Raw genomic sequence first — 26,683 nt, 5'->3', positions numbered from 1 at the left:
GTGCAATCCGAACGGGTTGTACGACGGAGAGAACAATGGCGACGGATATTCAAGACTTGCTGGCCTTTGTGGCGGTGGTCAATGCGCGGGGATTTCGAGAAGGCGCCCGGCTCAGCGGCAAATCCGCCTCCAGCCTCAGCGACGCGGTACGCCGAATTGAAAGCCGACTCGGCGTGCGCCTGCTCAACCGCACCACCCGCAGCGTGGTGCCGACCGAGGCCGGCGCACGGTTGATGGAACGGATCGTGCCGGCCTTGGGCGAGGTCGAATCCGCGCTGGACGTCGTCAACGATTTTCGCGACCGTCCCTCGGGCACCCTCAGGTTGAATGTCCCCGTCAGCGCCGCCCGGCTGGTGTTGCCTTCAATCGTCGCGCCATTTCTGAAAAGCTATCCCGACATCCGCCTGGAAGTGGTCACCGAAGAGAGCTTCGTCGACATGCTCGCCGCCGGGTGTGACGCGGGTATTCGCTACGACGAGCGTCTTGAACAGGACATGATCGCGATCCCCATCGGTCCCCGCCTCCAACGCTTCGCGACCGCTGCCTCACCGGCGTATCTCGACGCCAGGGGCCGGCCCGAGCATCCACGAGACTTGCTGCAACACGCTTGCCTGGCGGGCAAGTTTCCCAGCGGTGCGTTGCCGCTCTGGGAATATGAGCGCGACGGCGAGACCATCAGCGTCGAACCGAACGGCCCGCTGATCGTGCGCATCGGCGGTGCCATGGACCTCGCGGTGCAGGCTGCGGTGGATGGGCTGGGGATCGTCCACCTGTTCGAGGACTGGCTTCGACCGCACCTGGACAGTAGCGCACTCGAGCCAGTGCTCGAACCCTGGTGGCAGCGCTTTACCGGACCATTCCTCTACTACCCCGGACGCCGTTACCTGCCCTCGCCGCTGAGGGCGTTTGTGGATTTCATCAATGAGAACCGCGGTAGCTGAGGGGTCGGGGCGCAGGCACGTTCCTGCGGGATCGCTCACAAGCGACTAGGGCTTGCCCAACTCCATTCCCTGGGCCTGCCACAGCGTCTGGAACGGTCCTTCGCGCTGGCGCAGCTCATCGGGCGAACCGTCTTCGACAATTCTTCCGGCCTGCAGGACCAGGATCCGGTCGAACCGCGCGATCGTCGACAACCGGTGTGCCACCGCCAGCACAGTGCGGCCGCGCATCAAGTCATCCAGCGCCATCTGGACCTTGGCTTCAGATTCGGAGTCCAGCGCCGAGGTGGCTTCGTCAAGAATCAGGATCGGCGCGTCCTTGAGGAAGGCCCGCGCCAACCCGAGGCGTTGGCGCTGGCCGCCCGAGAGCATCACGCCACGTTCGCCCACCAAGGTGTTGAACCCTTGCGGCAGGCTGCGGATGAATTCTTCGCAATAGGCATGGCGGGCTGCGTTGATCACCTGCGCCTCGGTGGCATCGGGCTGGCCGTAGGCGATGTTTTCGTAAATGGTCCGATTGAACAACGCCGGCTCCTGCGGCACTACGGCGATCTGGCCGCGCAGGCTGTCCTGGCTGACCGAGCGCACGTCCCGCCCATCGATCAGGATCACCCCGCTACGCACATCGTCCAAGCGTTGGACCAGATTGATCAGCGTCGACTTGCCCGCCCCCGAAGGACCGACGATCCCGACTTTTTGGCCGGCCGGAATGTCGAGGGACAGGTATTTGATTGCGCCACGGCCGTCGGTGTAGCTGTAGCTGACGTCGATAAACTGGATGTTGCCGCGCCCAGGCGCCAGCTCCGCCGGGGTGTCGCTGAGGGCGTGAGGTTGGACGATGATGCGCAGGGTTTCGGCGATGACGCCCATCTGCTGCGAGGTGTCCACCAGCGCCAACGCCAAGTCCCGTGAGCCGTGCAAGATGCGAAACGACAAGGCGCTGACCATCACCACATCGCCCGGCGTGATCTGCCCGTCCTGCCACAACAGAATCGACCAACCGAGCATGCCGCCGGCCATGATCGACAAGCAGATGTCATGCAGGACCCGGGCTTTTTCCAGGTAGATCCAGCTACGGCGCTGGGCCTTGGCCTCGACGCCAATCGCCTGCTCCAGTCGGCGCCGTTCGCGGTGGCGGGCAGAGAACGCCTTGATCGTCCAGACATTGGACACCTGATCGACCAGTTCACCACCGACCCGCGCCGACTGCGAAGCGAAATCGATATGCCGGCTGCGCCCACGCAAGCCCATCACGGTGATCAGCGAGGCCACGGCGACCACGGCGCCAATCAAGGCGATGCCCATCGAAAATCGCACGGTAAACAGCACCACCACGGCGCCGATGAAATCAACGCAAGGCGGAATGATTTTCCAGGCGAGGCCACCATAGATCGACCCGGCCGCCGCCCCCGCCGAGGAAATCCGGTTCGCCAGTGCCCCGGCAAAATGCTCGGAAAAATAGCGCATCGGGTGGCCCGTCAGATGATTGAACAGGTCGATCCGCAGGTCCGCGCAACTGGCGACCACGGTGCGGCAACCCAGGTAGCCACCCGACCGCCAGAACAGGTTTTCCACCACGATCAGCGCAATGAACACCGTGAACGGCAGCCACACGTGAGCGGCGGCCCCCCTGCCCTGGGCCATGGCGTCGACTAGCAGCTTCATGCCGAACTGCACCGCCACGGCGCAACTCGCAGCGCCGACGATCAATAGGAACAACGTCGCGAAATGCCACGGCCTCAGGGTGACGTACCGCCACAAGAAGGCAATCGCGGTATTGGGCAACGGCAATCCTTGCGCGGGCTGACTGTTCATTTCATTGCCGCTCCCCGTTCATTGCAGCTGCGCAGTCGCCTTGGCTGAGGCAAAACGCGCCTGCAGCTCTTTCATCGCCCTGTGCAGCGGATGAAAAGACGCGCGGCTGCCCTCGCTGTCGGCATAGCCAAACACACCGGTGGGACAGTAGCGATCATCGTCCCAGCCCGGGTAGTCGAGAAACGGGTACCAGCACACGCCCTCTATCGGCATACCGCGCCCGATGGCCAACGCCAGTTGCTCGCCGATGGCGTGCAGCCAGGGCACGCGGGCAGTGTCTTCGGCCCCGGTTTCCGAGAGCAACAAGGGCCTGCGATAACGTTGGTGGACTTCACTGAGCATGCCCACCAACGGGCGATAATCCGCGCTTCCCTGCTCGATCCGATCACCGTGGAGGAACCACTGGTTATGGGGGTAGAAATTCACGCCGAGGATATCCAGGTACTCTTCTCGTCCGCCCAGCCCCGGCCAACTTCGACCGGTGAGCAGATCCCAGGCCTCGAACTGGGATTGGCGATACGCCTCGGCGGCCTCGACATCTTCGGCTCTGCGCGATGAGGAAAGCACGTTGATCAGCGGATCGCACTGGACAAACCGCGCCCCGGGAGTCACCTCGCGAATCGCCTCGATGGCCGCGATACTCGCCCGCACCAGCTGGTGCTTGAGTTCCGTGCCCCGACCTTGCGCACCTGGATTGAAATAGGCGACATCCCCGCCGGCCCAACTCCAGAACGAGATTTCATTGATCGGCGAATAGAACGGGATCTCGATTCCTTCGTCGCGCATCAGTCGCGCCACAGCGCCGGCGAACCGGGCAAACCGCTCGACGAAGGCAGGACGCCAGATATCCAGGTCGTCGGGATAGCCGTAATGACACAAGTCCCAGACCACTTGCACATCACAACGTCGGGCCGCGCGCAGCATCGGCAAGAAGCTGCTCCAGTCGTATCGGCCCGGCTGCTGCTCGATCAAATGCCAACGCAGGCCGTCCCTGGCGCAACGAATGCCGAGGTCGGCGAGCTGGCGATAATCCTGTTCTGTCCATCGGTCGTGGCGGGTCGCGGCGAGCATGTCCAACCGACGCCCATCGGCACGCCGTTGGGTCGAGCATTCATAGCCGGCCATCACGAAACTGTTGAAGATTCTTTCCTGCACGCTGCTGCCTCCCTCTGCGCGGGTGAAGCCAGGTATCAACCTGGCTCGACTTCGTGGGCCTTCACCTCGACACCTTCCTGTTCGGCGATGCGCTGATACAACGCGAGCGCCTGGCCGACCACCTGGTCCATGTTGTAGTACTTGTAGGTGCCCAGCCGACCGAGAAAAGTCACTCCCGGCGTTTCGTCAGCCAACGCCTTGTAGCGTTTGTACAGCTCGGCGTTCTCCGCTCGTGGCACTGGGTAATACGGGTCGCCCTCGGCACAGGGAAACTCGTAGGTCACGCTGGTGCGCGGGTGTTGCTGGCCGGTGAGGTGCTTGTATTCGGTGATGCGCGTGTAGGGCACCGCCTCGTCCGGGTAATTGACCACCGCCACCGGCTGGAACTGCTCTTGATCGATGGTTTCATGCTGGAAACGCAACGAGCGGTACGGCAGTCGGCCAAAGCAATGATCGAAGTACTCGTCGATAGGCCCGCAATACACCAGCTCACGATGAGGGATGCGTTCGCGAACGATCCTGAAATCGGTGGACAACAGCACGTCGATGTTCGGATGGTCGAGCATGCGCTCGAACATCCGGGTGTAGCCGTGCAAGGGCATCATCTGGAACTGGTCGTTGAAATACCGATCGTCCGTGTTGGTGCGTGTCGGCACTCGCGAGGTCACCGACTTGTCCAGTTGCGAAGGGTCCAGGCCCCATTGCTTGCGGGTGTAGCCGCGAAAGAACTTCTCGTAGAGTTCGCGCCCGATCTGGTTGATAACCACGTCTTCCGAGGTGCGGATCGAGTCCACAGCTTCTGCCCGTTGCGCCAGGAACGCTTCGGCTTCCTCTTCATCCATGGACAGCCCGAACAGCGTGTTGAGCGTCGTCAGGTTGATGGGAATCGGCACGCGATGCTCATCGACCTGGGCCAGGACCCGATGCTCGTACGGTCGCCATTCGGTGAAGCGCGACAGATAATCGACGATGCGCTGGGCATTGGTGTGGAAGATGTGGGGGCCGTAGCGGTGGACCAACACGCCCGCCTCGTCCAGATGATCATAGGCGTTGCCACCGATGTGATCGCGACGATCCACCAGCAGGACGCGCTTGCCCAACCCTTCGGCCAGCCGCTCGGCCAACACGCTGCCAGCGAAACCGGCACCGACGATCAGGTAGTCATACGGCGCGCTGTCTTGGAATGTACCGAGGGTTATCGTTGGCATTCGATCTGCTCCTTCATCTGGGCGCAGGTCTTGTCCCAAGACATGCCGTCCAAGGCCTTGTCGGCGTATTGCGCGATCATCCCTGGCTGGGTCCGCAGGTCCAGCGCGGCCTGGATGGCCTCGATGAAGGCCTGGGGTGTATCGGCAATGGCCACAACGCCGCTTTCGCCGTAGCCGTTGACCACATCGCGAATCGGCGTAGACACCACAGGGCAACCACCCGCCAGGTATTCGGGCGTCTTGGTGGGGCTGATGAACCGGGTGGATTCATTCAGGGCGAACGGCATCAGCGCCACGTCCCAACCCGCCAGATAGGCCGGTAGCTCGTCATATTGCTTGGCGCCCAGGTAATGGATATTCGACAGGCGCGGTAACGTCTGCGGATCGATCTTCACGACAGGCCCGATCAATACGATGTTCCAATCCGGTCGCAGCGCCGCCAGCTCGCCCACCAGCTCGATATCGAAACGCTCATCGATGACGCCGAAGAAACCCAGCCGCGGATGGCCGATATCGGCCTGGTCCGCCGGGTCGGGAATCGGCTGCCGGGCTGCGCCGAAGTGCGCCACATCGACGCTGCTGGGCATGGCGTGGACGTTGTCGTGATGTTGCCGCTTGGCCTCCCACAAGCTGTAGCCGCCGGTGAACACCACATCGGCCCTGGCCATTAACCGGCGTTCCATTTCCACCAACGCGGGCGGCGCGAACTTGAAGGCCGAGAGCTCGTCCATGCAATCGAAGATCACTACGTTAGGCTCCAGGTGATCGGTGAAGGCCTGGCTCATCGGCGTGAGGTACCAGAGCATCAATTCATTCGGCCAGTGCTCGGCCAGCCAGGCATCGAGCAACTCACGCTGCGCGTCTATCACCTGGGTTTCACCCAGCCCTTCGGGAAGCCTGGGCACCAGCACCGTCACACCCTCAGCCACCGCGTAGGTTTCCAGGTGCGCTGACTGCCGGCCCTCGAATATCGGTTCCTCGAAAAACAGCACGTCGTAGTCCTTGGCCAATCGCGACATCACGTGTTGGGGACGCTGGTAGACAAAGCCCCAGCGCAAGTGCGACAGGCACAGAAGCGTAGGTCGCAAGCCCGTGGCGGCAGCGGCGCCGTGTTGGGGAAGAAGCTGTTCTTGTTGATTCATATGACTTTCCTTTCCTAGAGACCGATGCTGGATCGAGCACAATTCCTGGCGGGACCTGGCACTGACCTGCCTGCCAGACAAGGCCTGAACACATCCCTCACGCGCTGCCTTGTGGACGTTGGAGAAACGCGATTTCGATGCCGTTCCAAATCTTGTTGAAGCCAGCCGACAAAGTGCACACACCGATCAGTCAACTGCTCTGAACTCCTGGCACTCGCCACCACACTCAACAGAACAGGCTGATGTCTCAAACGCGCACCACTGCCGAGAGAGACCGCCGGACAACGCCGAGTGTCTTGCCCAACAGACACCAGGACAGGGATAACCGAGGGGGATCGAGTGATGATTTTGGTGACGGGTGGTGCGGGTTATATAGGTGCTCACGTGGCGGTCGAGTTGATGAACCGGGGTGACGAGGTGGTGATCCTCGACAACCTGTGCAACAGCTCCCGGGCAACAGTGCAGCGCATTGCGGACGTGACGGGCCGTGAACCGTTTTTTGTCCAGGTCGACGTGAGAAGCCGTCGCGCGCTGGACAGGGTATTCAGGGAGTACCCCATCGAGGCCGTCGTCCACTGCGCCGGGCTCAAGGCCGTGGGTGAAAGTGTGCGCGAGCCGCTGAGGTATTTCGACACGAACGTCAGCGGCAGCGTCACGCTGTGCCAGGCCATGGCCGAAGCCGGCGTGTTCAACCTGGTGTTCAGTTCATCGGCGACGGTCTACGGCGATTGCGCCCAGATGCCCATCGCCGAAACCTGCCCGACCGGGCAGCCGACCAATCCGTACGGCCAGTCGAAACTGATGGCCGAGCACGTCATGAGAAGCATGGCGGCGTCCGATGCGCGCTGGTCCGTGGGGCTGCTGCGCTACTTCAATCCCATCGGCGCGCACTTTTCCGGTCAGTTGGGAGAGACGCCCACGCAAACCCCTAACAACCTCTTGCCCTACCTGTTGCAGGTAGCCAATCGCGAGCGCGATGTGCTGCGGATTTTTGGCTCCGACTATCCGACGCCGGACGGCACCGGGATCCGGGACTATGTCCATGTGATGGACTTGGCCGACGGGCATTTGCGGGCCATGGAGTTCTTGCGCGAGCAGACTGGGGTGCATATCTGGAACCTGGGCACCGGGCGCGGTTATTCGGTGTTGGAGGTGGTCAGTGCTTTCGAGCGGGTCACTGGGGTGACGGTGCCGCTGGCTTTCGAACCGCGGCGACCTGGTGATATTGCTCGTTGCTGGGCGGATCCGGGGAAAGCGGCCGGGCAATTGGGTTGGACGGCGCGTCATGGGCTTGAGCGGATGCTGGAAGATGCGTGGCGCTGGCAGTGCTTGAATTTCCCTCGGATCGAGCCGCGGGAGGTGGTTATGCGGAGTATTGAGCAAGGGTGAGTTGATTTGGTTTAGGACGCACGGGTGGGTTTGGATTGGGGGCATATCCGTTTTTTTGGTGATGGCTGCTTATGGTTTCGCCCTTACGGCGAGTCACTTTCGAAAGGCGCGAAAGTAACCAAAGCGCCCCTGCCCCACCACTTGGCACCTCGCCTGGGCTCGGTGTGCCCTCACTCCGGCATTGCTCCGTGGGCCCGCCGCGAAGGGCCATCCATGGTCCAGCGCGGCTATCCCGGCATCCATGCCGGGATGCCCACTGCGCAATGCCTCCGTTCGGCCGTCGTGGTTAACGGGGCGCCGAAATCAACGTCCACCACGAGGCGGCCTGATAGCCGACCTAATTTTTGGTAGGGCCGCGTTCCTCCTGTGGTAGCTTGCTCGCGATGAGGCAGGCACAGACAACATCTTCATCAACTGTGAAACTGCCTTCGCTAGCAACCTCCCACAATTTTGATTGGGCTACGACCGCAAGAACCAGGTCGGCTGTCAGGCCGCCTCGTTGTTGATTTTGATCTGGGGCGCCCCATTAACCACGATGGCCGAACGCAGGCATTGCGCAGTGGGCATCCCGGCATGGATGCCGGGATAGCCGCGCTGGGCCATGGATGGCCCTTCGCGGCGGGCCCACGGAGCAATGCCGGAGTGAGGGCATGCCGAGCCCAGGCGAGGCACCGAGTGGTGGGGCAAAAGCGTTTTGCTTACTTTTGCGCTTCACAAAAGTGAGTCGCTGTAAGAGCGAAACCATAATCAGCCGCTACCAAAAAACCGGATATACACACCAAAACCAGCAGCGAAAATCGGCAAAGAAATTCACCCCCGAGGCAACCGCATCCCCCCCACATTCAAACAATCGCGCTGGTTGCGCGAAAGCATCTCAACCGTCAGCCGATAAGCCTGGTCCGCGGCGTCCTTGAGCAACTGCCAATCCTCCAGGCTGATAAATTCGTGAAGCACCAATTCATCAGCACGCCGAATCAACGTGTTGTAATAATCCTCAGGAAAGTCCAGGCGATACGCATCGTCCTCAAGCAACAATCGCCAGGCTTTCAATTCCATCTCAAGATCAGTTTCACTCACGGGCGGTTGTCCTTTAAAAGTGAGCAAGGCCCACCCCGCAGTGGCAGGGTGGAACCAGGCGTAAAGCAGGATCAGCTCACTTGCGAGAGCAGGTCTTGCTTGATGAAGTTGCGCACCGTCGCCAGGTGCGTTTCTTCTTGTGCCAAGGCGTGGCCGAAGCGCTTGGCAATCAGCGGATGACCGCCCTTCTTCGCCAGCTCGATCAGCAATTCCCAGGCAGCGTTGTCTTCCAGTTCGATGGTCAGGATCGCGCTCATCGATTGCGACACTGTCGTGCGTGGGTCGGTCAATACCTGCAGGACACCCATGGCCTTGACGCCCGCCACGTCCGCGCAGGGCGTCATGGCTGTTGGGTCGCCGCCGAGGGTTTCGATGGCTTCGCGCACGATGTTCATGTGTTCGAGCTCCTCGGCCTGGATCTGCCGCAACGTCTCCACCAACGCCGGATCGGCTCCCGGCGCGGACGTCGCCTTGGCGACCATCGCTTCATACAAGCGCACGCCGGTGCGCTCGAAGGCCAGGCGCTCGCCCAGTTTATCCAGCAACACTTCCGGCGCCTTGCCGATGGTTTTGTCCAGCGCGGTCTTGACCATGCCTTTGACCGAGCCGGGGGCCGGCACCGAGCCGATCAGGTCGGCCTCGCGAATGGCGCGCTCGCGTTCGGCGGTGTAGTCGCTCATATCGCCGGGCACGTCCGCCGGGAACAGTCGGGTGGCTTCCAGTTGGCGAGCCGTGTCTTCGGGGGACATCTGCGCGCCGGTACGATTCATGCCGATGGTCACTTGACGTTCGCTCATTGTTCTTCTCCCACTGGGTTGAGTTCAGTGCCGGGCTTGAAGGTGTAGCCGGCGGAGGCGACGTTGGCGGGCACGCCTTCGCTGTTGAGTTGGGCACGATAGTCGAGCGAGGCATGACCTTCGCGCTCCTTGGGCACGTAGTCGATGCCGTGGGCACGCAAATCCACTTCGCGCGACAGGGTCTCGCGCACGAAATCACGCTGGCTCTTGAACTCGATCATGCGGGGCAACTGGCCGCCGAGCACTTCAGCAGGGTCGCGTCGTTCGTACTTCTTGAACAGCTCGCAGGCAAGGTTCAAATGGCCCAGTTCGTAGTCGACGAAGCGTTCCCACATTGCCTTGATCCGGGGATTTTCCTCCTGCTCGGCGCAGCTGGCGTAGGTGTAGACCTCCATCGCCTCATGCACCAGCCACTTCTCCATGAAGCTTTCGCTGGGGTCCTGCAGCGAGCCGTATTGGGTAACATGCTGCTCCTCCACCGAGGCAATTTCGGCGTACAACGCGCGCGCCACCGGATCGGCGAACAACGGACCGATGTTCATGTAGTAATCGTGAGTCTGGTATTCCGCCCCGGTAATCAATGCGGCGTGAATCTTGGTGATCAGCGCGGCGTTTTCTTTCTTGTAGTTGTCGCGCAAGTCGTCGCCGGGGGCGCGGTGATGCTCGCTGGTCGGCCGGCCGGGCACGATGTCCGTGTAGCCTTGCAGGATGTTGTTGGCATCCTTGCCTTCCAGCCGATCGAGCATCGCGGCGTAGCGGTAGAGGTGGTCAAAATCCTCCAGCAGGCCAAAGCGATAGGTTTGCGCCTGGTAAGGATCCGGTTCGTTCTGGGCAACGGCGGCAGTCACCTCGATCGCAACCTGCTCATACGCCACGGTGGTTTCAAGAGGCGAATGGTCCGCCGACAGCAACCAGTTGATGGCGGTCATTTGATGCTGCTCGGCACGCCTGACCTGAGCCAAGGGCGATTGCAGTTCCTTGTGAAAACGCGCGCCAAAATGCTTGAGCCGAAGCGCGTCGGATTCAACGCCGTTCATCAGGATCACCCGCACCCGCGTGAACGCATCGTCGTCCAGCTTGCTGATGGGTTTGCCGGCCAGGTCGCGCCAGGTAAAGGTCTGCTTATCGAGGGGAGTCCCTTTGTTATCCAGCAGATTATCGATATGGGTCATGGGTCGATCTCCTTCATCAGAGGCCACGCGATACGCCGCCGATACGCGGCATCGGGTAGCAAAACGAACGACCCTTGGAAAATGCGCGGCTCTGCACCGAGACGATGAGCGGTCGGATAAATGGATGAAATGCCGTTTGATTTTCCGCTCATCCGGTCAGGATCAGGATTTTCGAACCAAGCTTTGACGCCCCGGCTCGGAGGTACATAACACCGCCGCAGCCAACCGATCATGGCTCGGACCAGCGGCTGTCACGGCGGGGTGTTGCCTATGTCTGCCTGGAGTTTTCGTGATGTGTGAATGTTTCGTTCAACCAGTTTCTTCCAAGGATTCCCTGGCGTTTTTTGCCCAGCGGGATACGTTCGGCGCCAGCCACCCCCCAAGCCTGTCGGCTGACTGTCTTCACGCCGCGGCGGAACCCACGCTTCATGACCGACAAACCGTGATCAAGCCGAACATGCAGGTCAGCGCCATCCGCAACCGTGGCGGGCGGTTGGAGTGCATCAAGGTTCGCTGGGGGTGGTCGCCGGTCTGGTCGATGGGCACGATGCCGCCGCTGACCCACCTGCCCCTGCACCTGGTGATGCGCTCCAAAGTGTTTGACCGGATCAAGCACGACGGTCGCGTGCTGGTGGCGGTGGACGGCTGGTACGAAGCGTCGGACACGGCCGCGCAACACCAGGCCAAGCGCCTGAGCTATACGACCTCAAGACAATCGTCGCCAATTTTTCTCGCGGCCCTGGCCCAGGCCAGCGAAAGGCCGAACGGCTGTGACGGACTGGCCTTGGTGACCTACGGCGACACTGCCAATCAACAACAGCGGCTGCTGGCCTTCACGGGCGAGAATGCACTCGAATGGTTGCGCCCCGACCTGGATTGGGAACAGGCGCGGCACATGGCCGCGCATGTAGCGGTCACTGAACCGCAACTGGAACACGTGCTGACCGCCAAGCGGATGGTTCAGGGCCGGCGCTGACGGTTGCCCGATGAAGTGAAGGAAATCGCTAGCGGCGCGGGGATCGACGCTAAACTGGCAGGCCAGTCGCTTTTGCAGCGACTGGCCCCTTTTCTTTTTCGAGCTAGAGACTTTCATGGCGAACCACGACATCACGTTCACCCCAGACCCGGACGCAGACTCGATCTCCTCCGACGTCGCCGGTTTCGGCGGCCTGCTGGTTTCTACCCAGATCCCGACCCGCGCCGACGGCAGCCTGGAGCTGGGCGACATCACCCTGCAGAGCGAGTGCACGTTGCAAGCGCTCAAGACCGCCCTCGAACGCGCCGGCAGCTCCATGGACCGCGTGTTGCACTTGACCATCTACCTCACCGACATGGCCAATCGCGCGGCGTTCAACGAGGTGTACAAACGCTTCTTCGCCAAGCCTTGGCCAGTGCGCGCCGCGGTGGGCGTGGCGGCGCTGGCGGTGGAAGGCATGAAGGTGGAAGTGACAGCGATGGCGGCGAAGGGCTGAGCGCACAATACTTCTGGTCTTGCGAACCACTCTCGTGGCGAGGGAGCTTTGTTAAGGCTGGCTCCCGGTTCAACATCGGTGTTTTGTTGATCCGAACTCCAGCCCAATGGGGCTGTGTTTATTCAGTTGTAGGATCCTTCTGCATCAGGCTACGTCTTCTTGCGCCGTTACCGCCAACCTCAGCGAAACCCTCGCCTCGGCCAATGCCATGGTCACCGACCTGGCCTTCGACCTGGACGGCTCGCGACGACACATTGCCCTGGGCATCCAGCAGCTGATCGAACTGAGCGCAATGCTCGCCAATCGCGCGCTGGATAACGTCGAAGCCCGCTAGCCGCCGTTGCACAGCCCCCTGTGGCGAGGGAGCTTGCTCCCCCTGGACTGCGCAGCAGGCCCAAGTTTTTTGCCAAGGCAGAAACTTTTGGGGCGGCTTCGCCACCCAGCGGGAGCAAGCTCCCTCGCCACGGGGGGTTGCCTGGCAATCCCTCATCGAATCCCCGCCTATACTTCTCTGCCAATCCCCCCGGGGCCTGCACTTCCAACAATAAAAAGCAGAGGTGGAACATGGTCTGGCAACAAGTCTACGATCCCTTCGGTAATGCGGTGCTGTCGACACTCCTGGCGGCGGTCCCGGTGGTGGTGATGCTGGCGTCCCTGGCGTTCTTTCATATCAAGGCGCACCTGGCGGCGTTGTATGCCCTGGCTTCGGCGTTACTCATTGCGATCTTCGCTTTCGGCATGCCCGCGGACATGGCCGGTTCGGCGGCGTTGTATGGCGCGGCCAACGGGCTGCTACCCATCGGTTGGATCGTGCTCAACATCATCTTCCTGCACCGGCTGACCACCGAGAACGGCTCGTTCAAGGTCTTGCAGGATTCCCTGGCGCGCATCACCGACGACCGGCGTCTGCAATTGCTGCTGATCGCCTTTTGTTTCGGCGCGTTCTTCGAGGGCGCGGCGGGCTTCGGCACGCCGGTGGCGGTGACCGGGGCGATCCTGATCGGGCTGGGTTTTTCGCCCCTCGCCGCGTCCGGCCTGGCGTTGATCGCCAACACCGCGCCGGTGGCGTTCGGCGCCCTGGGCACGCCAATTATCACGCTGGCCAAGGTGACCGGGCTGGATGAGATGGAGCTGTCGATGATGGTCGGCCGGCAATTGCCCTTCTTCTCGGTCATTGTGCCGTTCTGGCTGATCTGGGCGTTTGCTGGCTGGCGCAAGATGCTGGAGGTCTGGCCGGCAATCCTGGTGGCCGGCGTCAGCTTCGCCATCCCGCAATTCCTGGTGTCGAACTACCACGGGCCGATGTTGGTGGATGTGATCGCCGCGTTGATTTCCATGGCGTGCCTGACCGGGTTTCTCAAGGTCTGGAAACCGGCCACGATCCACACCTCGGCGGCGTTGACCGGTCGGCATGATGACTCCAGGATCGACGCGAGCGAGCAACAGCAACCGGTCGCCACCGGCGCATTCGGCAGCGACGCCCGTCCCGCCGTGCTGCGCGCGTGGATGCCATGGATCATTCTTACGGTGTTCGTATTTGCCTGGGGCACCCAAGGCTTCAAGAACCTGTTCGATACGCGCCCGGCCATCGATCCCCAGACCCAATCGGCCCGGCTCGATCCCCAGGGCAAGCCGATGCGCGAGGCGAATCCGATCTTCTCGCCGCTAGTGACGTTCGGCACCATCCACCAGCAGATCGAAAAGGTCCCGCCCGTGGTGCCCCAGCCTAAAACCGAGGAAGCGGTCTACAAATTCAACTGGTTCACCGCCACCGGCAGTGGCATCTTCCTGGCGGCGATTCTCGGCGGTTTGCTGATGGGCTATTCCATCCCGCAACTGGCGCGCCACTACCTGCGAACGCTGTGGGTGGTGCGTTATTCGTTGATCACCATCGTGGCGATGCTGGCGTTGGGGTTCCTCACGCGCTATTCGGGCCTGGACGCCACCATGGGCCTGGCCTTCGCCGCGACGGGGATTTTCTACCCGATGTTTGGCACCCTGCTGGGCTGGCTCGGCGTGGCGCTGACCGGTTCGGACACGGCGTCCAACGTGCTGTTCGGCGGTTTGCAAAGGGTGACGGCGGAGCAGTTGGGCATCAGCCCGGTGTTGATGGCCGCTGCGAACAGTTCCGGCGGGGTCATGGGCAAGATGGTCGACGCCCAGTCGATCGTGGTCGCCTCTACCGCAACGCGCTGGTACGGCCACGAAGGGGAAATCCTGCGCTACGTGTTTTTCCACTCGGTGGTGCTGGCGATTCTGGTGGGCGGGCTGGTGACGTTGCAGGCGTATGTCGAGCCGTTCAGTCATATGGTGGTGGGAGGAAAGTAACGGCTTGAACAAGCTTTTTATGGCGAGGGAGCTTGCTCCCTCGCCACGGGTAAGCGTACTTACCAGGTCAGGCTTACTGAACGTTCTTCAGCTTGACCACGTCACCCGACACCGAGGTGGTGTAGCCGGTCAGGACCCAGGCCCAGAACCAGTTTTCCTGGACCTGAGTGTTGATCATGGCGTCGCCGCCCTTGGCCTTGATCGCCGCATCCTGGGCGCGCACGAAGCGGTTGTTCTGGCGGATCGGGATCACGCCAAACAGCAGCAGGCCGGTGGCCTTGGCTTCACTGTGGCCGACCACGGTGTATTGGCTGCTGTCGTACTGCTTGGTTTTCATCGGGGTGCCGGTGCAGCCCGCCAGGGCCAGGCCGAACAATGCGCAGGCAACAACTTTGCTGAATTGATTCATTTGATGCTCCATGGGAAAACGCCCGGGATCCGTCTCTCGGGCGGCGCGTACTCTAAACCGATCAGCAATAAAAAGACACAACGTCATCGCCCCAAGTTACGGGCCTGAAAGGCTCACCGCAGAGCCATCCGTCAGTTGGGCCTCCAGCGAAGCAGACTCCCGTCGATAGCATGAAAACTGTGCCACGGAAGGCAATTTATTGTCTTGACGACCGCCAGATACGGCCGGTCCCGTTGGAGGGTTTCATCATGATTGACGTGACTGTCTGGAGCGTTACCCTGCCGGTGCAAACGCCGGCGCAGGTCGTGGCGACCAAAGCCATGCCCACCTTGAAAAACAAGTATTTCGACAATAACGGCCAGAGGATCATCTTCTGGGCGCCTGTCACCGGTTCCCATACCGGTAACAGCGACTACCCGCGGTCCGAACTGCGGGAAACCAGCAAAGACGGAAAACACCGCAATTGGCGCTACAACAGCGGCACCAACACCCTCAAGGGGGAGTTGTCGGTAAATCAGGTGCCTTCGGAGGGCCGTGTGGTGGTGGCGCAGATTCACGCCAAGAATGCCCCGACGCCGTTATTGAAACTGGTTTACCGCTACGAAAAAGGCATCGGCAACATTGATGTGGAATACCGGGTCAAGCCCAAGGACAAGAAAAGTCCTGTGATCTTCACCGTGCCCAAGGTGCCGTTGCACAAATCCTTCTCGTACACCCTGCAAATGGACAAGCAAGGCCAGCTCACGATGCTGATCGGCAAGAGCGGCAAACAGGTGAAGCTGGACAAGTCCTGGCAAGGCTACGATTTCTACTTCAAGGCCGGCGTCTACACCTTGGATAACAAGGGCAGTACCAGTGAAGGCGGGAAAGTGACCTACACCAAACTGAGCGCCAGCCACAAGTGACTGGCGTTCTTCCCACGCTCAAGCCTTGGACGGCGCAACCACTGCCTGCCGACCGCTAAAGGTCAGCAGGAAACACACGAGCACCACCAGCGCAAAACCGGCCGGGAACAGCCAGATGCTGTTCCAATCGTGGCCGCCCTCTATTACAAAGTGATCGGTCACCTGCCCCGCCACCCAGAAACCGATCAACATTCCTACGCCATAGGTCGCCAGGGTAATCAACCCCTGGGCTGAGCTGCGCAGGTGTTTTGGCGCCTTGGCGTCGGTGTAGATCTGTCCCGTGACAAAAAAGAAGTCGTAGCAGATGCCGTGCAGCGCGATGCCGGTGAACAGCATGAAGGCCAGGTCGCCATTGTTGCCATAGGCAAACAGCACGTAGCGCAGCGCCCAGGCCAACATGCCCACCAACAGCGCCAACTTGATGCCGAAGCGCTGGATGAACAGCGGCAGCAGCAACATGAATAACACCTCGGACACCTGCCCGATGGCCATCTTCGCCGTCGGGTTGGTCATGCCGGTTTCGGCGAGGAACGGGTTGGCATTCTGGTAGTAGAACGCCAAGGGAATGCAAATCAGGATCGACGCGATGAAGAACACCAGGTAGCTGCGGTCCTTGAGCAGCCCCAATGCATCGAGCCCCAGCGATTGCTTGACGCCGCCGGCGCTCGCTTGTTCCTTGAGCGGCGCCGTGCCGGGCAGCGTGAAGCTGTAGAGCCCGAGGACCAGCGAAGCGATGGCGGCCATCAGGAAGGTATTGCGCAGGCCGCCCGCGACAATCGCTTCGCGTGAATCCCAGGCGAATACGAAACTGATCACTACGCCGGCGACGATCCAACCGAGCGTGCCCCAGACCCGAATGCGCGAGAACTCCAGCGCCGGGTCGCGCATCTGCCGGAACGCCACCGAATTGACCAGGGCCAGCGTCGGCATGTAGACCACCATGTACGCCAGCACAAAGGGGTAGAACGCGCTGAAATCCGCCGCCGAATAGAGCTGATACAGCAATACCGCGCCGATCAGGTGCAGCACCGCCAGGATGCGCTCGGCATTGAAGTAGCGGTCGGCGATCAGGCCGATCACGAACGGCGCAATGATCGCGCCCCAGGATTGGGTGGCGAAAGCCATGCCGATCTGCCCGCCGCTGGCGCCCAGGGTGTTGGACAGGAAAGTCCCCAGGGTGACGAACCAGCCGCCCCAGATAAAGAACTGCAGGAACATCATCACGCTCAGGCGTGCATTCATCGTGGTCATGACCGTCACCGTTTTATTGTTGTTCTTGTTGAAACAAAGCCTTGTTCTGCTTATGTGGCCTGCTTTTGTGGCGAGGGAGCTTGCTCCCGCTCGGCTGCGCAGCAGTTGTAAAACCTGCTGGCGCGGTGTTTCTGGAAAACCGCGCCAGCCTGTTTGGGTCCGCTTCGCAGCCCAGCGGGAGCAAGCTCCCTCGCCACGGGGGTTATGTCATTGGCATTGGGGGCAACCCCAACAACCGCCGATTGGAATCTTCATCCGCCGAGACACCGGCAAAATCATCGAACGCCTTGCGGGTCTTGCTGATCATGTGCCGCTGGATGAACGCCGCGCCTTGGGCCGCGCCCTGTTGCGAATCCTTCAGGCAGCACTCCCATTCCAGGACCGCCCAGCCGTTGAAGTCGTACTGGGTCAACTTGCTGAAGATCGATTTGAAATCGATCTGGCCATCGCCCAGTGAGCGGAACCGGCCAGGACGATCCACCCAGCCCTGATAACCACCGTAGACCCCGGAGCGGGCGTCGGGGCGGAACTCGGCGTCCTTGACGTGGAACATGCGGATGCGTTCGTGGTAGCGGTCGATGAAGCCCAGATAATCCATCTGTTGCAGCAACAGGTGGCTGGGGTCGTAGAGGATCGCTGCTCGCGGATGGTGATTGACGGCCTCGAGGAAACGCTCGAACGAGGCGCCGTCATGCAAGTCTTCACCGGGGTGGATTTCGTAGCACAGGTCCACGCCGGCCGCGTCGAAGCAGTCGAGGATCGGCAGCCAGCGCCGGGCCAGTTCGGCAAACCCTTGTTCGACCAGGCCCGCCGGTCGCTGCGGCCACGGGTACATATAGGGCCACAATAATGCTCCGGAAAACGTCGCGTGCGCCGTGAGGCCCAGGCGCTGGCTGGCGCGGGCGGCCAGTTTCAGCTGCTCGATGGCCCACTCGGTGCGCGCCTGGGGTTGGCCGCGCAGGTGGGCCGGGGCGAAGTCGTCGAACAGCGCGTCGAACGCCGGGTGCACCGCCACCAGTTGCCCTTGCAAGTGCGTCGAGAGCTCACTGATCTGCACGCCGGCCTGGGCGCAGGTGGCCTTGAGTTCGTCACAATACTCCTGGCTCTCGGCAGCTCGGGCCAAGTCGATGTAGCGGCTGCCCAGGGTCGGTAGTTGAATGGCTTTGTAGCCTTGGGAGGCGGCCCATTGGGCGATGTTGGCCAAGGTGTCGAACGGCGCTTCATCGGCCATGAACTGCGCCAGGAAAATAGCCGGGCCGCGCAGGCCGCCGGGTGTTTCGTCAGGCCTGTTCACAACAGCGATCCTCCAGTTTTCACCGCGGTCCACTTGGCATCGCCATGGTGGTTGAGGATGGCGGCTTCGATAAACGCCATGCCACGCAAGCCGGTTTCGATGCCGCAAACACCAGGCACGTCAGGGCCTTCGACTCGACCACGAATGGCCCGGGCGAAATCGCCATAAAGGTTGGCCATGGCTTCCAGGTAGCCCTCGGGGTGCCCGGCGGGCAAACGCATGCGCCGGCTCGCCGCCTCGCACAGCCAAGGTTGGCCGATGCCGCTACGCAGGATGCGCAAGGGCTGATCGAAGGCGCGATGGATCAGGCTCGCCGGCTCTTCCTGGCGCCATTCCAAGGCGCCTTTGTCGCCATACACGCGGATCTTCAACGGGTTTTCTTCACCGGCGCAGACTTGGCTGGCGATCAACACGCCGCTGGCGCCGCCCTCCATCTTGAGCAACATGGCGGCGTCATCGTCCAATTGCCGACCCGGGAGATGCGTGCCCAACGTGGCGCAAAGCTGTTGGACGCGCTGATCCGCGACGAACTCCGCCAGGGAAAACGCATGGGTGCCAATGTCGCCGATGCAACCGCCCAGCCCGGATTGTCCGGGATCGTCGCGCCACTGCGCCTGTTTGTTGCCTCGGGCGGCGAGATCCTGGCTGAGCCAGCCCTGGGGATACTCGACAAACACTTTGCGCACTTGGCCGATCACGCCCGAGCGCACCATCTCTCGCGCCTGCCAGACCATGGGATAACCCAAGTAGGTGTGGGCAAGACCGTAGAGGCAGCGGCTGCCTTGCAAGTCCTCCTTGAGCGCCAACAATTGCTTGAGGTTCAGCGCTGCGGGTTTTTCGCTGAACACGTGGAAACCGGCTCTCAACGCTTGGCGGGCAATGGGCGCGTGCAGGTGATTGGGCGTGACGATCACCAGCAGTTCCATGCGCTGATCCAGCGGCAGCACGGCTTCGGCGTCAAGCATGTGCTGCCAGTCGTGATAACACCGGGACGCGGTCAGCCCGAGGGCTCCGCCGGTCTCACGGTTATTGTCGGGGTCGCGGCTGAACGCGCCGCACACCAGTTCAAAACCGCCGTCCAGGCCCGCAGCCTGGCGATGGGCCTGGCCAATGAACGCCCCCGCTCCGCCGCCGACGAAGCCCATTCTTATTTTCGGTGCTACAGGATTCATCGTGACTCTCTTCTGTCCGGACTGTAGATGTAACCGGTTACATCATGGCGAGAAATCTAGGCTTGGTTTTGCCGCGTGTCAAACCCCAAGCGACACCGAGAGCGTTTGTCAGGCGTCGAACCTGCGGTAAGCTCGCGGCCATGCCTGCCTCTGCAGGCGCCGAATCGAGGTGATCTTGTCAAATATCCGTGAGGTGGCCCGGCTGGCCGGTGTTTCGGTGGCCACGGTGTCCAGGACACTGAAATCCCCCGAGCGTGTGCTGCCCGAGACCCGGGACAAGGTCAACGCGGCGGTGGCGCAGGCCGGTTATCGGCCGAACCTGATGGCGGTGCAATTTCGCTCCCGGCGCACCGGCAACCTGGTGATCTTGGTCCCGGCAATCGCCAATACCTTTTTCGCCCGGGTCATCAGCGGCGCCCAACAGGCGGCGCAAGCGGCCGGCTATCGATTGCTGCTGTGCGACACTCAGGGCCGGGAAGCCATCGAGCAGGAATTCGCCGCGCTGGTCTACGCCCACCAGGCTGACGGGGTGATCCAACTGCGGGCATGCGACCCGTTCATATCACTCCCTCCCGGCACCGACGCGTTGCCATTGGTCAATGCCTGCGAAGTGGTCAAGGACGCGCCCTACCCGACCATCAGCCTCGACAACCGCAGCGCCGCCCAGGCCATGACCGATCACTTGATCGGGCTCGGCCACCGCCGCATCGGCATTATCAAAGGCCCCCGCAGCAGCCCGTTGACCCTCGACCGCGTGGCCGGTTACCAAGATGCCCTGCGCAACGCCGGCATCGCCATCGACCCTGAGCTGATCTGCCACGGCGACTTCACCCTCAAGGCCGGATACGACGGTGCCGGAACCATGCTCGCATTGGCCGAGCGCCCCAGCGCGCTGTTCTGCGAAAACGATGAGATGGCCATCGGCGCGCTCAAGCGCATCAAGCAAATGGGCCTGCGGGTGCCCGAGGACATTTCCCTGGTGGGCTTCGATGACATCCCGTTCGCCGCGTATTGCGATCCGCCGCTGACCACCATTTCCCAGCCGGCTGAAACCTTTGGTCACAAAGCCGTAGAGATGCTCATCGCCCTGATCGAGCAAACGCCCATCCCACAGCGGCACGTGCTGTTGCCGTTCGAGCTGACCGTGCGCGGCAGCAGCGCAGCGCCAGGCTCCGGCATGGCCTGATCAGGCACATCGGACTTGTCGACTCGCCATCAGGCCCGTTTCGACTACAGTGGAAAGACTCTGCAAAAGCCATAACAAGACGGAGAGTCTCCATGCAAATCAACAAGCGCTTCACCCTCCTGGCCGCCACCGCAGCCTTGATGATCACTACCACCGCTCATGCCGCCCCGGTGTACATCAATATCCTGACCGGAGGCACCAGCGGCGTGTATTACCCGATTGGCGTCGGGCTTTCCCAGATCTATAGCAGCGGCATCAAGGACTCCAAGGCGTCGGTCCAGGCCACCAAGGCTTCGGTGGAGAACCTGAACCTGCTGCAAGCCGGACGCGGGGAGTTGGCGTTTGCCTTGGGCGACTCGGTGGCGGACGCCAAGAATGGCGTGGAAGACGCCGGCTTCAAGGCGCCCTTGACCAAGCTGCGGGCCATCGCGGGCGCCTACCCCAACTACATACAAATCGTCGCCAGCCAGGAATCGGGCATCAAGACCCTGGCCGATCTCAAGGGCAAGACCGTCTCGGTCGGCGCGGCGAAATCCGGCACCGAGCTCAATGCCCGGGCAATTTTCAAGGCAGCGGGCCTGACCTACAGCGATATGAAGGTGCAATACCTACCGTTCGCCGAATCGGTGGACCTGATCAAGAACCGCCAGTTGGATGCCACGCTGCAGTCTTCCGGCCTGGGCATGGCCGCGATTCGGGACTTGGCGTCGACCATGGCGTTGAGCTATGTGTCGATTCCCACCGATGTCGTGGAAAAAATCGGTAATCTGGCCTACCTGAGCGCACAAATCCCGGCCAACACCTACGACGGCCAAACCGACGCCGTGCCCACCGTCGCTATCACCAATATCCTGGTGACCCACGAGGATGTGCCGGACGAAGTGGCCTATCAGATGACCAAGCTGCTCTTTGACAACCTCAATCGCCTGGGCACGTCCCATTCGGCGGCGAAGGACATTTCCCTGAAGAACGCCGCGAAGAACCTGCCGATAGCCCTGCACCCTGGCGCCGAACGCTACTACAAGGAAGTGGGCGCGCTGTAGTCCCCTGGGGCGGCAACGGCGCTGGCCGCCGTTGCCGTGTCGTGTTTCGCACCGGCTACAGACAACAGGCAGGCACCTTATGAGTGAAGACCAGCACGGCATCGCCACGGACCCGCGGGATTGGCCCAGGACGCTGTTCTACGTGGCGTTGCTGTTTTCCGTGTTTCAAATTGTCACGGCGGCATTTTCCCCCGTGTCCAGCATCGTATTGCGGGCGGTACATGTGGGCTTTTTGTTGTGGGTGGTGTTCCTCAGCTACCCGGCCTATGGCAAGCAACGGCCCTGGCAGCCGCTGGCCTGGGCGTTGAGCCTGGCGGGCGTGGCGACGGCGCTCTATCAATGGGTGTTCGAGGCCGACCTGATCCAGCGCTCCGGCGACCTGACGACGGCCGACACGGTGATCGGCGTCATCTTGATCGTATTGGTGTTCGAGGCGGCGCGGCGGGTGATGGGCATCGCCCTGCCGATCGTCTGCGGGTTGTTCCTCGCTTATGGCCTGTTCGGCGAATACCTGCCGGGCGACCTGGCCCATCGCGGCTATGGCCTGGACCAGATCATCAACCAACTGGCGTTCGGTACCGAAGGGCTGTACGGCACGCCGACCTACGTATCGGCCACTTATATTTTCCTGTTCATCCTGTTCGGCGCCTTCCTGGAAAAGGCCGGCATGATCAAGCTGTTTACCGATTTCGCCATGGGCCTGTTCGGCCACAAGCTGGGCGGCCCGGCGAAGGTGTCCGTGGTGTCGTCAGCGTTGATGGGCACCATCACTGGCTCGGGCATCGCCAACGTCGTGACCACCGGCCAATTCACCATCCCGTTGATGAAGCGCTTCGGCTACAAGGCTGCATTCGCCGGCGGTGTAGAAGCGACGGCCAGCATGGGCAGCCAGATCATGCCGCCGGTGATGGGCGCGGTGGCATTCATCATGGCCGAGACTATCAACGTGCCGTTCGTGGAAATTGCCAAGGCGGCCCTGATACCCGCGTGCCTGTATTTCGGCTCGGTGTTCTGGATGGTGCACCTGGAAGCCAAGCGCTCCGATCTCAAGGGCCTGCCCAAGGACCAATGCCCCAGCGCCTGGGGCGCGGTCAAGCAAAGCTGGTATTTGCTGATCCCGCTCGCGGTGCTGGTCTACCTGCTCTTTTCCGGACGCACGCCGCTGTTTTCCGGGATGGTGGGCCTGGCGTTGACGGCTATTGTGATTCTCGGCTCGGCGATCATTCTCAAAGTGTCGAGTTTTGCCCTGCGCTGTGCATTCTGGGTCGCGCTGGGCATTCTTTGCGTCGGTTTTTTCCGGCTGGGCATCGGTGTCGTATTTGCGGTGGTCGGGGTGTTGGTCGTGACCTGCTGGTTCATGAAAGGCACACGGGAAACCCTGGTCATCTGCTTGCATGCCTTGGTCGACGGCGCCCGACATGCAGTTCCGGTGGGGATCGCCTGTGCCCTGGTCGGCAGCATCATCGCGGTGGTTTCGCTGACGGGCGTGGCGTCCACCTTCGCCGGTTACATCCTGGCCGTCGGCAAGGACAACCTGCTGCTCTCGCTGATCCTGACCATGCTCACCTGTCTGGTATTGGGCATGGGCATCCCGACCATTCCCAACTACATCATCACCAGCTCGATCGCCGCGCCCGCCCTGCTGGAGCTCGGCGTGCCGCTGATCGTGTCGCACATGTTCGTGTTCTATTTCGGCATCCTCGCCGACCTGACGCCGCCGGTGGCCCTGGCCTGTTTCGCCGCCGCCCCCATCGCCAGGGAAAGTGGCCTGAAGATCAGCTTCTGGGCGGTGCGTATCGCCCTCGCCGGCTTCGTCATTCCGTTCATGACGGTCTACAACCCAGCGCTGATGCTGCAAGGCGACAATCTGTGGATGACCGCCTACATGTTGGTCAAGACGCTGCTCGCCGTCGGCCTGTGGGGCATGGCGTCCACCGGTTACCTGCAACAGAAGATGCCTATTTGGGAACGGCTGATGTGTTTCGCCGCCGGTGCCTTGCTGGTGGTGGCGCTGCCGCTGACCGATGAAATCGGTTTTGTCCTGGGCGCCTTGTTGATTGGCCAGCACCTCTGGCGGGCGCGCCGCGTCGGGCGGGCCTTGGCGTGATTGGCTTGTGCCTGGGCCTGTCCGGGGCGGTCTGGGCACAAGTGCAAGTGAGCGACTTTACGCTGGCGTGGAATCACACCATCGAAAAGGTCCGCTGGGAGGAAGATTATCGCGTTACCAAAGCGGGCCTGGTCTTGGGCGAGGCCAGGGTAAAGGGCAACGGCGCCGGCATGGATATTCCGGAGGGCGCCCGGCTGGAAAACGGCAGTTGGCATTTCTTCCGCCAACTGCCGCCGCTGCAACCGTTGAAGCTGGGGCGCACGCCCCAAGCCGGTGATTACCAACTGTGTCACGCCGGCCATTGCCAGCCGATGAGTCATTGGCTGGGACCGCCAAACACCGACCAACCGGCGGTGGAACTCTGGAGCTGCACGCTATAGCCCTCAGGGGCCGACGATCGACCGCCACGCCGCTTGTGCCAGCAATTCCCGGTGGACCTTGGGACTGGTGGGCACGCGCCCGGACAACCAGGCCCGGCAATAACTTTCCGACGCGCCGATAATCAGCGAGAACATCAGCTCGGCCGGATAACGCTTGATCGCCTCGCCCTGCTGCGCGGTGCTCAGCCAATGCCAGAGCTGGCGGTTGCGTGTGGTGTTGCGGCTGGCGAGTTCATCCTTGAACGGCCCTTTGGTCACCGCAAAGCGGGCGTGATACTGGAAACGCGCCCATTCAGGCTGAGCGTCCACCCAATCGACATAACTGTAGATCAGCGCTTGCAAGCCCTGCTCGGCGGTCGTCGCCTCGGCCAGGCAGTGCTCGCGCAGGCGCGTCTGATCGTCCAGCGCGGTAAAAAACAGCGCCGCCACCAAGCCTTCCTTGTTGCCGAAATGATGATAGATGGCACCGACGCTGGTCTGGCATTCGTTGCGGATCATTTCAATGGTGGTCGCCTCAATGCCCTGCTCATTGAACAGCGCCAAGGCCTTTCTGAAGATGTCTCGCTTGAGTTCGGCCCTTCTGCCGGGGAAGGCTCGTTCGAGTAGATCTGCTGTTTGCATGCTTGGCATAAACCGGTTCGTTGGAAGATCAGGCACACGTTCTGCCTGGGACGAAGTGCGCGCAGCTTGACAGATTCGCCGACAACAGAATACCGTTCCGTCACAGAATATTATTCTGTAACGGAAGATCATTCCGTAATTCCCTATCAGAGAGGCTTCACATGAACCAGGTTCTCGGCATGTTCAACAGCGCAGGTCCCGATGCATTCAGCAAAATGGCCTGCCAGATGGCGCCCTACTTTTCCACCATCAACCCGCTGGTCACGGCGCTTCGCCCGGGCGCAGCAACGGTGCAGGTGCCGTTTTGCAAGGAAATCACCAACCACTTGGGCACCGTCCATGCCATCGCCATGTGCAATGCCGCCGAGCTGGCCGCCGGCATGATGACCAACGTGTCCATTCCGGCGGGCGCCCGCTGGATTCCTAAAGGCATGACCGTGCAGTACCTGGCCAAGGCCAAGAGCGACGTGACGGCGGTAGCGGATGGCGACGCCCTGGACTGGGCAACGGAAGGCGACAAGATCGTGCCGGTGGACATCCATGACGTCGACGGCAAGAAGGTGTTCACGGCGCAGATCACCATGAACGTGAAGTTGGCGTGAAGTGGGGGGCGTCCAGGACGCCCCGCCTCATCGTCGTGCCGAGGAAATCAGGCGAAGGTCGCGCCCCGGGTGTTCACGAACAACGAATACAGCGAGTGGCTGCCGGCCATGAACAGCCGGTTGCCTTCCCGCCCGCCAAAGCAGACGTTGGGGCAGCGCTCCGGTAATGAGATGTGCCCAATCGCCTTGCCTTCAGGGTTGAACACCCGCACGCCGTCGAGTTTTTCCAGGTCAGCCTTGGGGTCGCCGTTGCCGCCCCAACCGCACCAGAGGTTGCCGCCCTCGTCGCACTTGATCCCGTCGATGGCCGCGTAGTCCAACCCTTCGATATGCTTGCGGCGCTCGCCCAGGGTGCCGTCATCCTTGACCGTGATCGCCCAGACCAGGCGATTGGGCTTGGCCCGGCCTTCGACCACGTAGAGGGTTTTTTCATCCGGGGAGAAACACAGGCCGTTCGGCCCCGCCAGGTCGTCGATCATCCGGCTGAGCTTGCCGGTTTCGCCGTCGATGCGGTACACCGCGTGGGGTTGCGCCGGGGTGACTTTGTGCCCTTCGTAATTGTTGCCGGTCTGGAACGGTGGGTCGGTGAACCAGACCGAGCCGTCTCGTTTGCAGACGATGTCATTGGGCGAGTTCAACGGCTTGCCGTCGAAACTGTCGGCCAACACGGTAAGGGTTCCATTGTGTTCGGTGCGGGTGACTCGCCGCCCTTCGCTTGACGTGGTCGAGCCTTCGCAGACCAACAGCCTGCCCTGGCGATCACGGCACATGCCGTTGGAGAAGTTCGAGTTCTCGCGATACACCGACAACCCACCGGTGACCTCGTCCCAACGCATGATGCGGTTGTTGGGGATGTCACTGACCAGCAGGTATCGACCGTCGCCGATCCACACCGGCCCTTCCGCCCAGCGCAGCCCGGTGGCGAGCTTTTCCACGCTGGCGTTGAAGAGGCGCAGGTCCATGAAGCTGGGGTCGAGAATGTTCACCAGAGGATCGGGGTAACGCTGGCTCAGCGGCTCGGCCTGGGCGAGCCCGGGCAGCTGTCCGAGCGTCGCGGCGGCGGCCGAGACCACCAGGGATTTTTTCAGGAAAATCCGGCGCCCTTGATCGGCGGTTGCAGGTTGCGAAGCATCCATCGTACGTCTCCGTTAATTTTATTATTGGACGGGACGTTAGTTTTAGCTCGTGATAGGACATCGTACAAGTAAATATCGTGCGTT

The 26,683-nt window shown here is 61.7% G+C and carries 25 protein-coding genes and 1 pseudogene; 12 read left to right on the top strand and 14 right to left on the bottom strand.

Annotation, left to right across the window (positions count from 1 at the left end; genetic code table 11):
• The first annotated feature begins 35 nt into the window (after positions 1–35).
• The gene (locus J3P82_RS10215; protein WP_434562753.1) at positions 36–941 is read left to right on the top strand and encodes a LysR family transcriptional regulator; all 906 of its coding nucleotides are present in this window, start codon (positions 36–38) and stop codon (positions 939–941) included.
• A 45-nt stretch (positions 942–986) separates the two neighbouring features.
• Here the strand turns inward: J3P82_RS10215 and J3P82_RS10210 are convergent, their stop codons facing one another.
• From J3P82_RS10210 to J3P82_RS10195, 4 genes are all read right to left on the bottom strand, one after another.
• Positions 987–2,753, bottom strand: coding sequence for an ABC transporter ATP-binding protein (locus tag J3P82_RS10210; protein ID WP_434562751.1), 1,767 nt, complete (start codon positions 2,751–2,753; stop codon positions 987–989).
• 18 nt (positions 2,754–2,771) lie between these two features.
• The gene (locus J3P82_RS10205) at positions 2,772–3,878 is read right to left on the bottom strand and encodes a beta-glucosidase (RefSeq protein WP_434563776.1); all 1,107 of its coding nucleotides are present in this window, start codon (positions 3,876–3,878) and stop codon (positions 2,772–2,774) included.
• 65 nt (positions 3,879–3,943) lie between these two features.
• Positions 3,944–5,116 carry a UDP-galactopyranose mutase gene (gene glf, locus J3P82_RS10200; protein WP_434562749.1) on the bottom strand — a complete coding sequence of 391 codons (1,173 nt, stop codon included), beginning with the start codon at positions 5,114–5,116 and terminating at the stop codon, positions 3,944–3,946.
• Entirely contained in the window at positions 5,104–6,258 is a 1,155-nt protein-coding gene (locus J3P82_RS10195) for a glycosyltransferase family 1 protein (RefSeq protein WP_434562747.1), read from the bottom strand. The genes glf and J3P82_RS10195 overlap by 13 nt, the downstream gene beginning before the upstream one ends.
• Before the next feature lie 342 nt (positions 6,259–6,600).
• On the opposite strand from J3P82_RS10195, the gene galE reads away from it, so the two are divergent.
• Entirely contained in the window at positions 6,601–7,647 is a 1,047-nt protein-coding gene (galE, locus tag J3P82_RS10190; protein ID WP_434562745.1) for a UDP-glucose 4-epimerase GalE, read from the top strand.
• 486 nt (positions 7,648–8,133) lie between these two features.
• On the opposite strand, the gene J3P82_RS10185 is transcribed toward galE, so the two are convergent.
• From J3P82_RS10185 to J3P82_RS10170, 4 genes are all read right to left on the bottom strand, one after another.
• Positions 8,134–8,334 carry a nucleoid-structuring protein H-NS gene (locus tag J3P82_RS10185; protein WP_434563987.1) on the bottom strand — a complete coding sequence of 67 codons (201 nt, stop codon included), beginning with the start codon at positions 8,332–8,334 and terminating at the stop codon, positions 8,134–8,136.
• 123 nt (positions 8,335–8,457) lie between these two features.
• Positions 8,458–8,724 carry a hypothetical protein gene (locus J3P82_RS10180; protein ID WP_434562743.1) on the bottom strand — a complete coding sequence of 89 codons (267 nt, stop codon included), beginning with the start codon at positions 8,722–8,724 and terminating at the stop codon, positions 8,458–8,460.
• 71 nt (positions 8,725–8,795) lie between these two features.
• Positions 8,796–9,521 carry a ferritin-like domain-containing protein gene (locus J3P82_RS10175; protein ID WP_434562741.1) on the bottom strand — a complete coding sequence of 242 codons (726 nt, stop codon included), beginning with the start codon at positions 9,519–9,521 and terminating at the stop codon, positions 8,796–8,798.
• Complete coding sequence (locus J3P82_RS10170; protein ID WP_434562739.1) at positions 9,518–10,693, bottom strand: hypothetical protein; 1,176 nt, start codon at positions 10,691–10,693, stop codon at positions 9,518–9,520. Before J3P82_RS10170 ends, J3P82_RS10175 begins: the two co-directional genes overlap by 4 nt.
• 292 nt (positions 10,694–10,985) lie before the next feature.
• On the opposite strand from J3P82_RS10170, the gene J3P82_RS10165 reads away from it, so the two are divergent.
• From J3P82_RS10165 to J3P82_RS10150, 4 genes and pseudogenes are all read left to right on the top strand, one after another.
• Complete coding sequence (locus J3P82_RS10165; protein ID WP_434562737.1) at positions 10,986–11,669, top strand: SOS response-associated peptidase family protein; 684 nt, start codon at positions 10,986–10,988, stop codon at positions 11,667–11,669.
• A 115-nt stretch (positions 11,670–11,784) separates the two neighbouring features.
• Positions 11,785–12,165, top strand: coding sequence for a RidA family protein (locus J3P82_RS10160; protein ID WP_434562735.1), 381 nt, complete (start codon positions 11,785–11,787; stop codon positions 12,163–12,165).
• A gap of 172 nt (positions 12,166–12,337) precedes the next feature.
• Positions 12,338–12,499, top strand: a pseudogene (locus J3P82_RS10155) (DUF6124 family protein); the annotation flags it as partial.
• 230 nt (positions 12,500–12,729) lie between these two features.
• Positions 12,730–14,493, top strand: coding sequence for an L-lactate permease (locus J3P82_RS10150; RefSeq protein WP_434562733.1), 1,764 nt, complete (start codon positions 12,730–12,732; stop codon positions 14,491–14,493).
• A 73-nt stretch (positions 14,494–14,566) separates the two neighbouring features.
• Here J3P82_RS10150 and J3P82_RS10145 read toward each other — a convergent pair whose 3' ends face one another.
• A complete protein-coding gene (locus J3P82_RS10145) occupies positions 14,567–14,902 on the bottom strand; it encodes a hypothetical protein (protein ID WP_434562731.1) in 336 nt (111 codons plus the stop codon).
• Positions 14,903–15,150: 248 nt separating this feature from the next.
• Here J3P82_RS10145 and J3P82_RS10140 point away from each other — a divergent pair, with 248 nt between their 5' ends.
• Complete coding sequence (locus J3P82_RS10140; protein WP_434562729.1) at positions 15,151–15,807, top strand: polysaccharide lyase family 7 protein; 657 nt, start codon at positions 15,151–15,153, stop codon at positions 15,805–15,807.
• A gap of 18 nt (positions 15,808–15,825) precedes the next feature.
• Here J3P82_RS10140 and J3P82_RS10135 read toward each other — a convergent pair whose 3' ends face one another.
• From J3P82_RS10135 to J3P82_RS10125, 3 genes are all read right to left on the bottom strand, one after another.
• Positions 15,826–17,058, bottom strand: a complete 1,233-nt coding sequence (locus J3P82_RS10135) for a nucleoside permease (RefSeq protein ID WP_434562727.1) — start codon at positions 17,056–17,058, stop codon at positions 15,826–15,828.
• A gap of 202 nt (positions 17,059–17,260) precedes the next feature.
• Positions 17,261–18,289: a sugar phosphate isomerase/epimerase family protein gene (locus J3P82_RS10130; protein WP_434563774.1), complete on the bottom strand. Its 1,029-nt coding sequence runs from the start codon at positions 18,287–18,289 to the stop codon at positions 17,261–17,263.
• Positions 18,290–18,348: 59 nt separating this feature from the next.
• Positions 18,349–19,524 carry a Gfo/Idh/MocA family protein gene (locus tag J3P82_RS10125; RefSeq protein ID WP_434562725.1) on the bottom strand — a complete coding sequence of 392 codons (1,176 nt, stop codon included), beginning with the start codon at positions 19,522–19,524 and terminating at the stop codon, positions 18,349–18,351.
• Positions 19,525–19,699: 175 nt separating this feature from the next.
• On the opposite strand from J3P82_RS10125, the gene J3P82_RS10120 reads away from it, so the two are divergent.
• From J3P82_RS10120 to J3P82_RS10105, 4 genes are all read left to right on the top strand, one after another.
• Positions 19,700–20,710, top strand: a complete 1,011-nt coding sequence (locus tag J3P82_RS10120; protein ID WP_434562723.1) for a LacI family DNA-binding transcriptional regulator — start codon at positions 19,700–19,702, stop codon at positions 20,708–20,710.
• Positions 20,711–20,850: 140 nt separating this feature from the next.
• A complete protein-coding gene (locus J3P82_RS10115; RefSeq protein ID WP_434563772.1) occupies positions 20,851–21,753 on the top strand; it encodes a TAXI family TRAP transporter solute-binding subunit in 903 nt (300 codons plus the stop codon).
• Positions 21,754–21,832: 79 nt separating this feature from the next.
• A complete protein-coding gene (locus tag J3P82_RS10110; RefSeq protein ID WP_434562721.1) occupies positions 21,833–23,860 on the top strand; it encodes a TRAP transporter permease in 2,028 nt (675 codons plus the stop codon).
• Positions 23,857–24,240 (top strand): DUF1850 domain-containing protein, encoded by a 384-nt coding sequence (locus tag J3P82_RS10105; RefSeq protein ID WP_434562719.1) that lies wholly within the window; start codon positions 23,857–23,859, stop codon positions 24,238–24,240. The genes J3P82_RS10110 and J3P82_RS10105 overlap by 4 nt, the downstream gene beginning before the upstream one ends.
• 3 nt (positions 24,241–24,243) lie before the next feature.
• On the opposite strand, the gene J3P82_RS10100 is transcribed toward J3P82_RS10105, so the two are convergent.
• Entirely contained in the window at positions 24,244–24,861 is a 618-nt protein-coding gene (locus J3P82_RS10100) for a TetR/AcrR family transcriptional regulator (RefSeq protein ID WP_434562717.1), read from the bottom strand.
• Positions 24,862–25,022: 161 nt separating this feature from the next.
• Between J3P82_RS10100 and J3P82_RS10095 the strand changes: the two genes are divergently transcribed.
• Positions 25,023–25,463, top strand: a complete 441-nt coding sequence (locus J3P82_RS10095) for a hotdog fold domain-containing protein (protein WP_186609238.1) — start codon at positions 25,023–25,025, stop codon at positions 25,461–25,463.
• A 47-nt stretch (positions 25,464–25,510) separates the two neighbouring features.
• Here the strand turns inward: J3P82_RS10095 and J3P82_RS10090 are convergent, their stop codons facing one another.
• Positions 25,511–26,599 carry an SMP-30/gluconolactonase/LRE family protein gene (locus J3P82_RS10090; protein ID WP_434562715.1) on the bottom strand — a complete coding sequence of 363 codons (1,089 nt, stop codon included), beginning with the start codon at positions 26,597–26,599 and terminating at the stop codon, positions 25,511–25,513.
• Between the last annotated feature and the right edge of the window lie 84 nt (positions 26,600–26,683).

This window comes from Pseudomonas sp. Z4-20 (assembly GCF_051131955.1).
GTDB lineage: Bacteria > Pseudomonadota > Gammaproteobacteria > Pseudomonadales > Pseudomonadaceae > Aquipseudomonas > Aquipseudomonas marvdashtae.
This window is presented reverse-complemented; position numbering and strand designations above follow the sequence as displayed.

Excerpts from the sequence above, each read along its gene's own strand:
- J3P82_RS10170 (WP_434562739.1), bottom strand. The coding sequence starts at position 10,693 with ATGACCCATATCGATAATCTGCTGGATAACAAAGGGACTCCCCTCGAT.
- J3P82_RS10215 (WP_434562753.1), top strand. The coding sequence starts at position 36 with ATGGCGACGGATATTCAAGACTTGCTGGCCTTTGTGGCGGTGGTCAAT.
- J3P82_RS10160 (WP_434562735.1), top strand. The coding sequence starts at position 11,785 with ATGGCGAACCACGACATCACGTTCACCCCAGACCCGGACGCAGACTCG.
- galE (WP_434562745.1), top strand. The coding sequence starts at position 6,601 with ATGATTTTGGTGACGGGTGGTGCGGGTTATATAGGTGCTCACGTGGCG.
- J3P82_RS10175 (WP_434562741.1), bottom strand. The coding sequence starts at position 9,521 with ATGAGCGAACGTCAAGTGACCATCGGCATGAATCGTACCGGCGCGCAG.
- J3P82_RS10205 (WP_434563776.1), bottom strand. The coding sequence starts at position 3,878 with ATGGCCGGCTATGAATGCTCGACCCAACGGCGTGCCGATGGGCGTCGG.
- J3P82_RS10165 (WP_434562737.1), top strand. The coding sequence starts at position 10,986 with ATGTGTGAATGTTTCGTTCAACCAGTTTCTTCCAAGGATTCCCTGGCG.
- J3P82_RS10110 (WP_434562721.1), top strand. The coding sequence starts at position 21,833 with ATGAGTGAAGACCAGCACGGCATCGCCACGGACCCGCGGGATTGGCCC.
- J3P82_RS10150 (WP_434562733.1), top strand. The coding sequence starts at position 12,730 with ATGGTCTGGCAACAAGTCTACGATCCCTTCGGTAATGCGGTGCTGTCG.
- J3P82_RS10135 (WP_434562727.1), bottom strand. The coding sequence starts at position 17,058 with ATGACCACGATGAATGCACGCCTGAGCGTGATGATGTTCCTGCAGTTC.
- J3P82_RS10125 (WP_434562725.1), bottom strand. The coding sequence starts at position 19,524 with ATGAATCCTGTAGCACCGAAAATAAGAATGGGCTTCGTCGGCGGCGGA.
- J3P82_RS10145 (WP_434562731.1), bottom strand. The coding sequence starts at position 14,902 with ATGAATCAATTCAGCAAAGTTGTTGCCTGCGCATTGTTCGGCCTGGCC.
- J3P82_RS10195 (WP_434562747.1), bottom strand. The coding sequence starts at position 6,258 with ATGAATCAACAAGAACAGCTTCTTCCCCAACACGGCGCCGCTGCCGCC.
- J3P82_RS10115 (WP_434563772.1), top strand. The coding sequence starts at position 20,851 with ATGATCACTACCACCGCTCATGCCGCCCCGGTGTACATCAATATCCTG.
- J3P82_RS10140 (WP_434562729.1), top strand. The coding sequence starts at position 15,151 with ATGATTGACGTGACTGTCTGGAGCGTTACCCTGCCGGTGCAAACGCCG.
- J3P82_RS10210 (WP_434562751.1), bottom strand. The coding sequence starts at position 2,753 with ATGAACAGTCAGCCCGCGCAAGGATTGCCGTTGCCCAATACCGCGATT.
- J3P82_RS10130 (WP_434563774.1), bottom strand. The coding sequence starts at position 18,289 with ATGGCCGATGAAGCGCCGTTCGACACCTTGGCCAACATCGCCCAATGG.
- J3P82_RS10095 (WP_186609238.1), top strand. The coding sequence starts at position 25,023 with ATGAACCAGGTTCTCGGCATGTTCAACAGCGCAGGTCCCGATGCATTC.
- J3P82_RS10090 (WP_434562715.1), bottom strand. The coding sequence starts at position 26,599 with ATGGATGCTTCGCAACCTGCAACCGCCGATCAAGGGCGCCGGATTTTC.
- glf (WP_434562749.1), bottom strand. The coding sequence starts at position 5,116 with ATGCCAACGATAACCCTCGGTACATTCCAAGACAGCGCGCCGTATGAC.
- J3P82_RS10100 (WP_434562717.1), bottom strand. The coding sequence starts at position 24,861 with ATGCAAACAGCAGATCTACTCGAACGAGCCTTCCCCGGCAGAAGGGCC.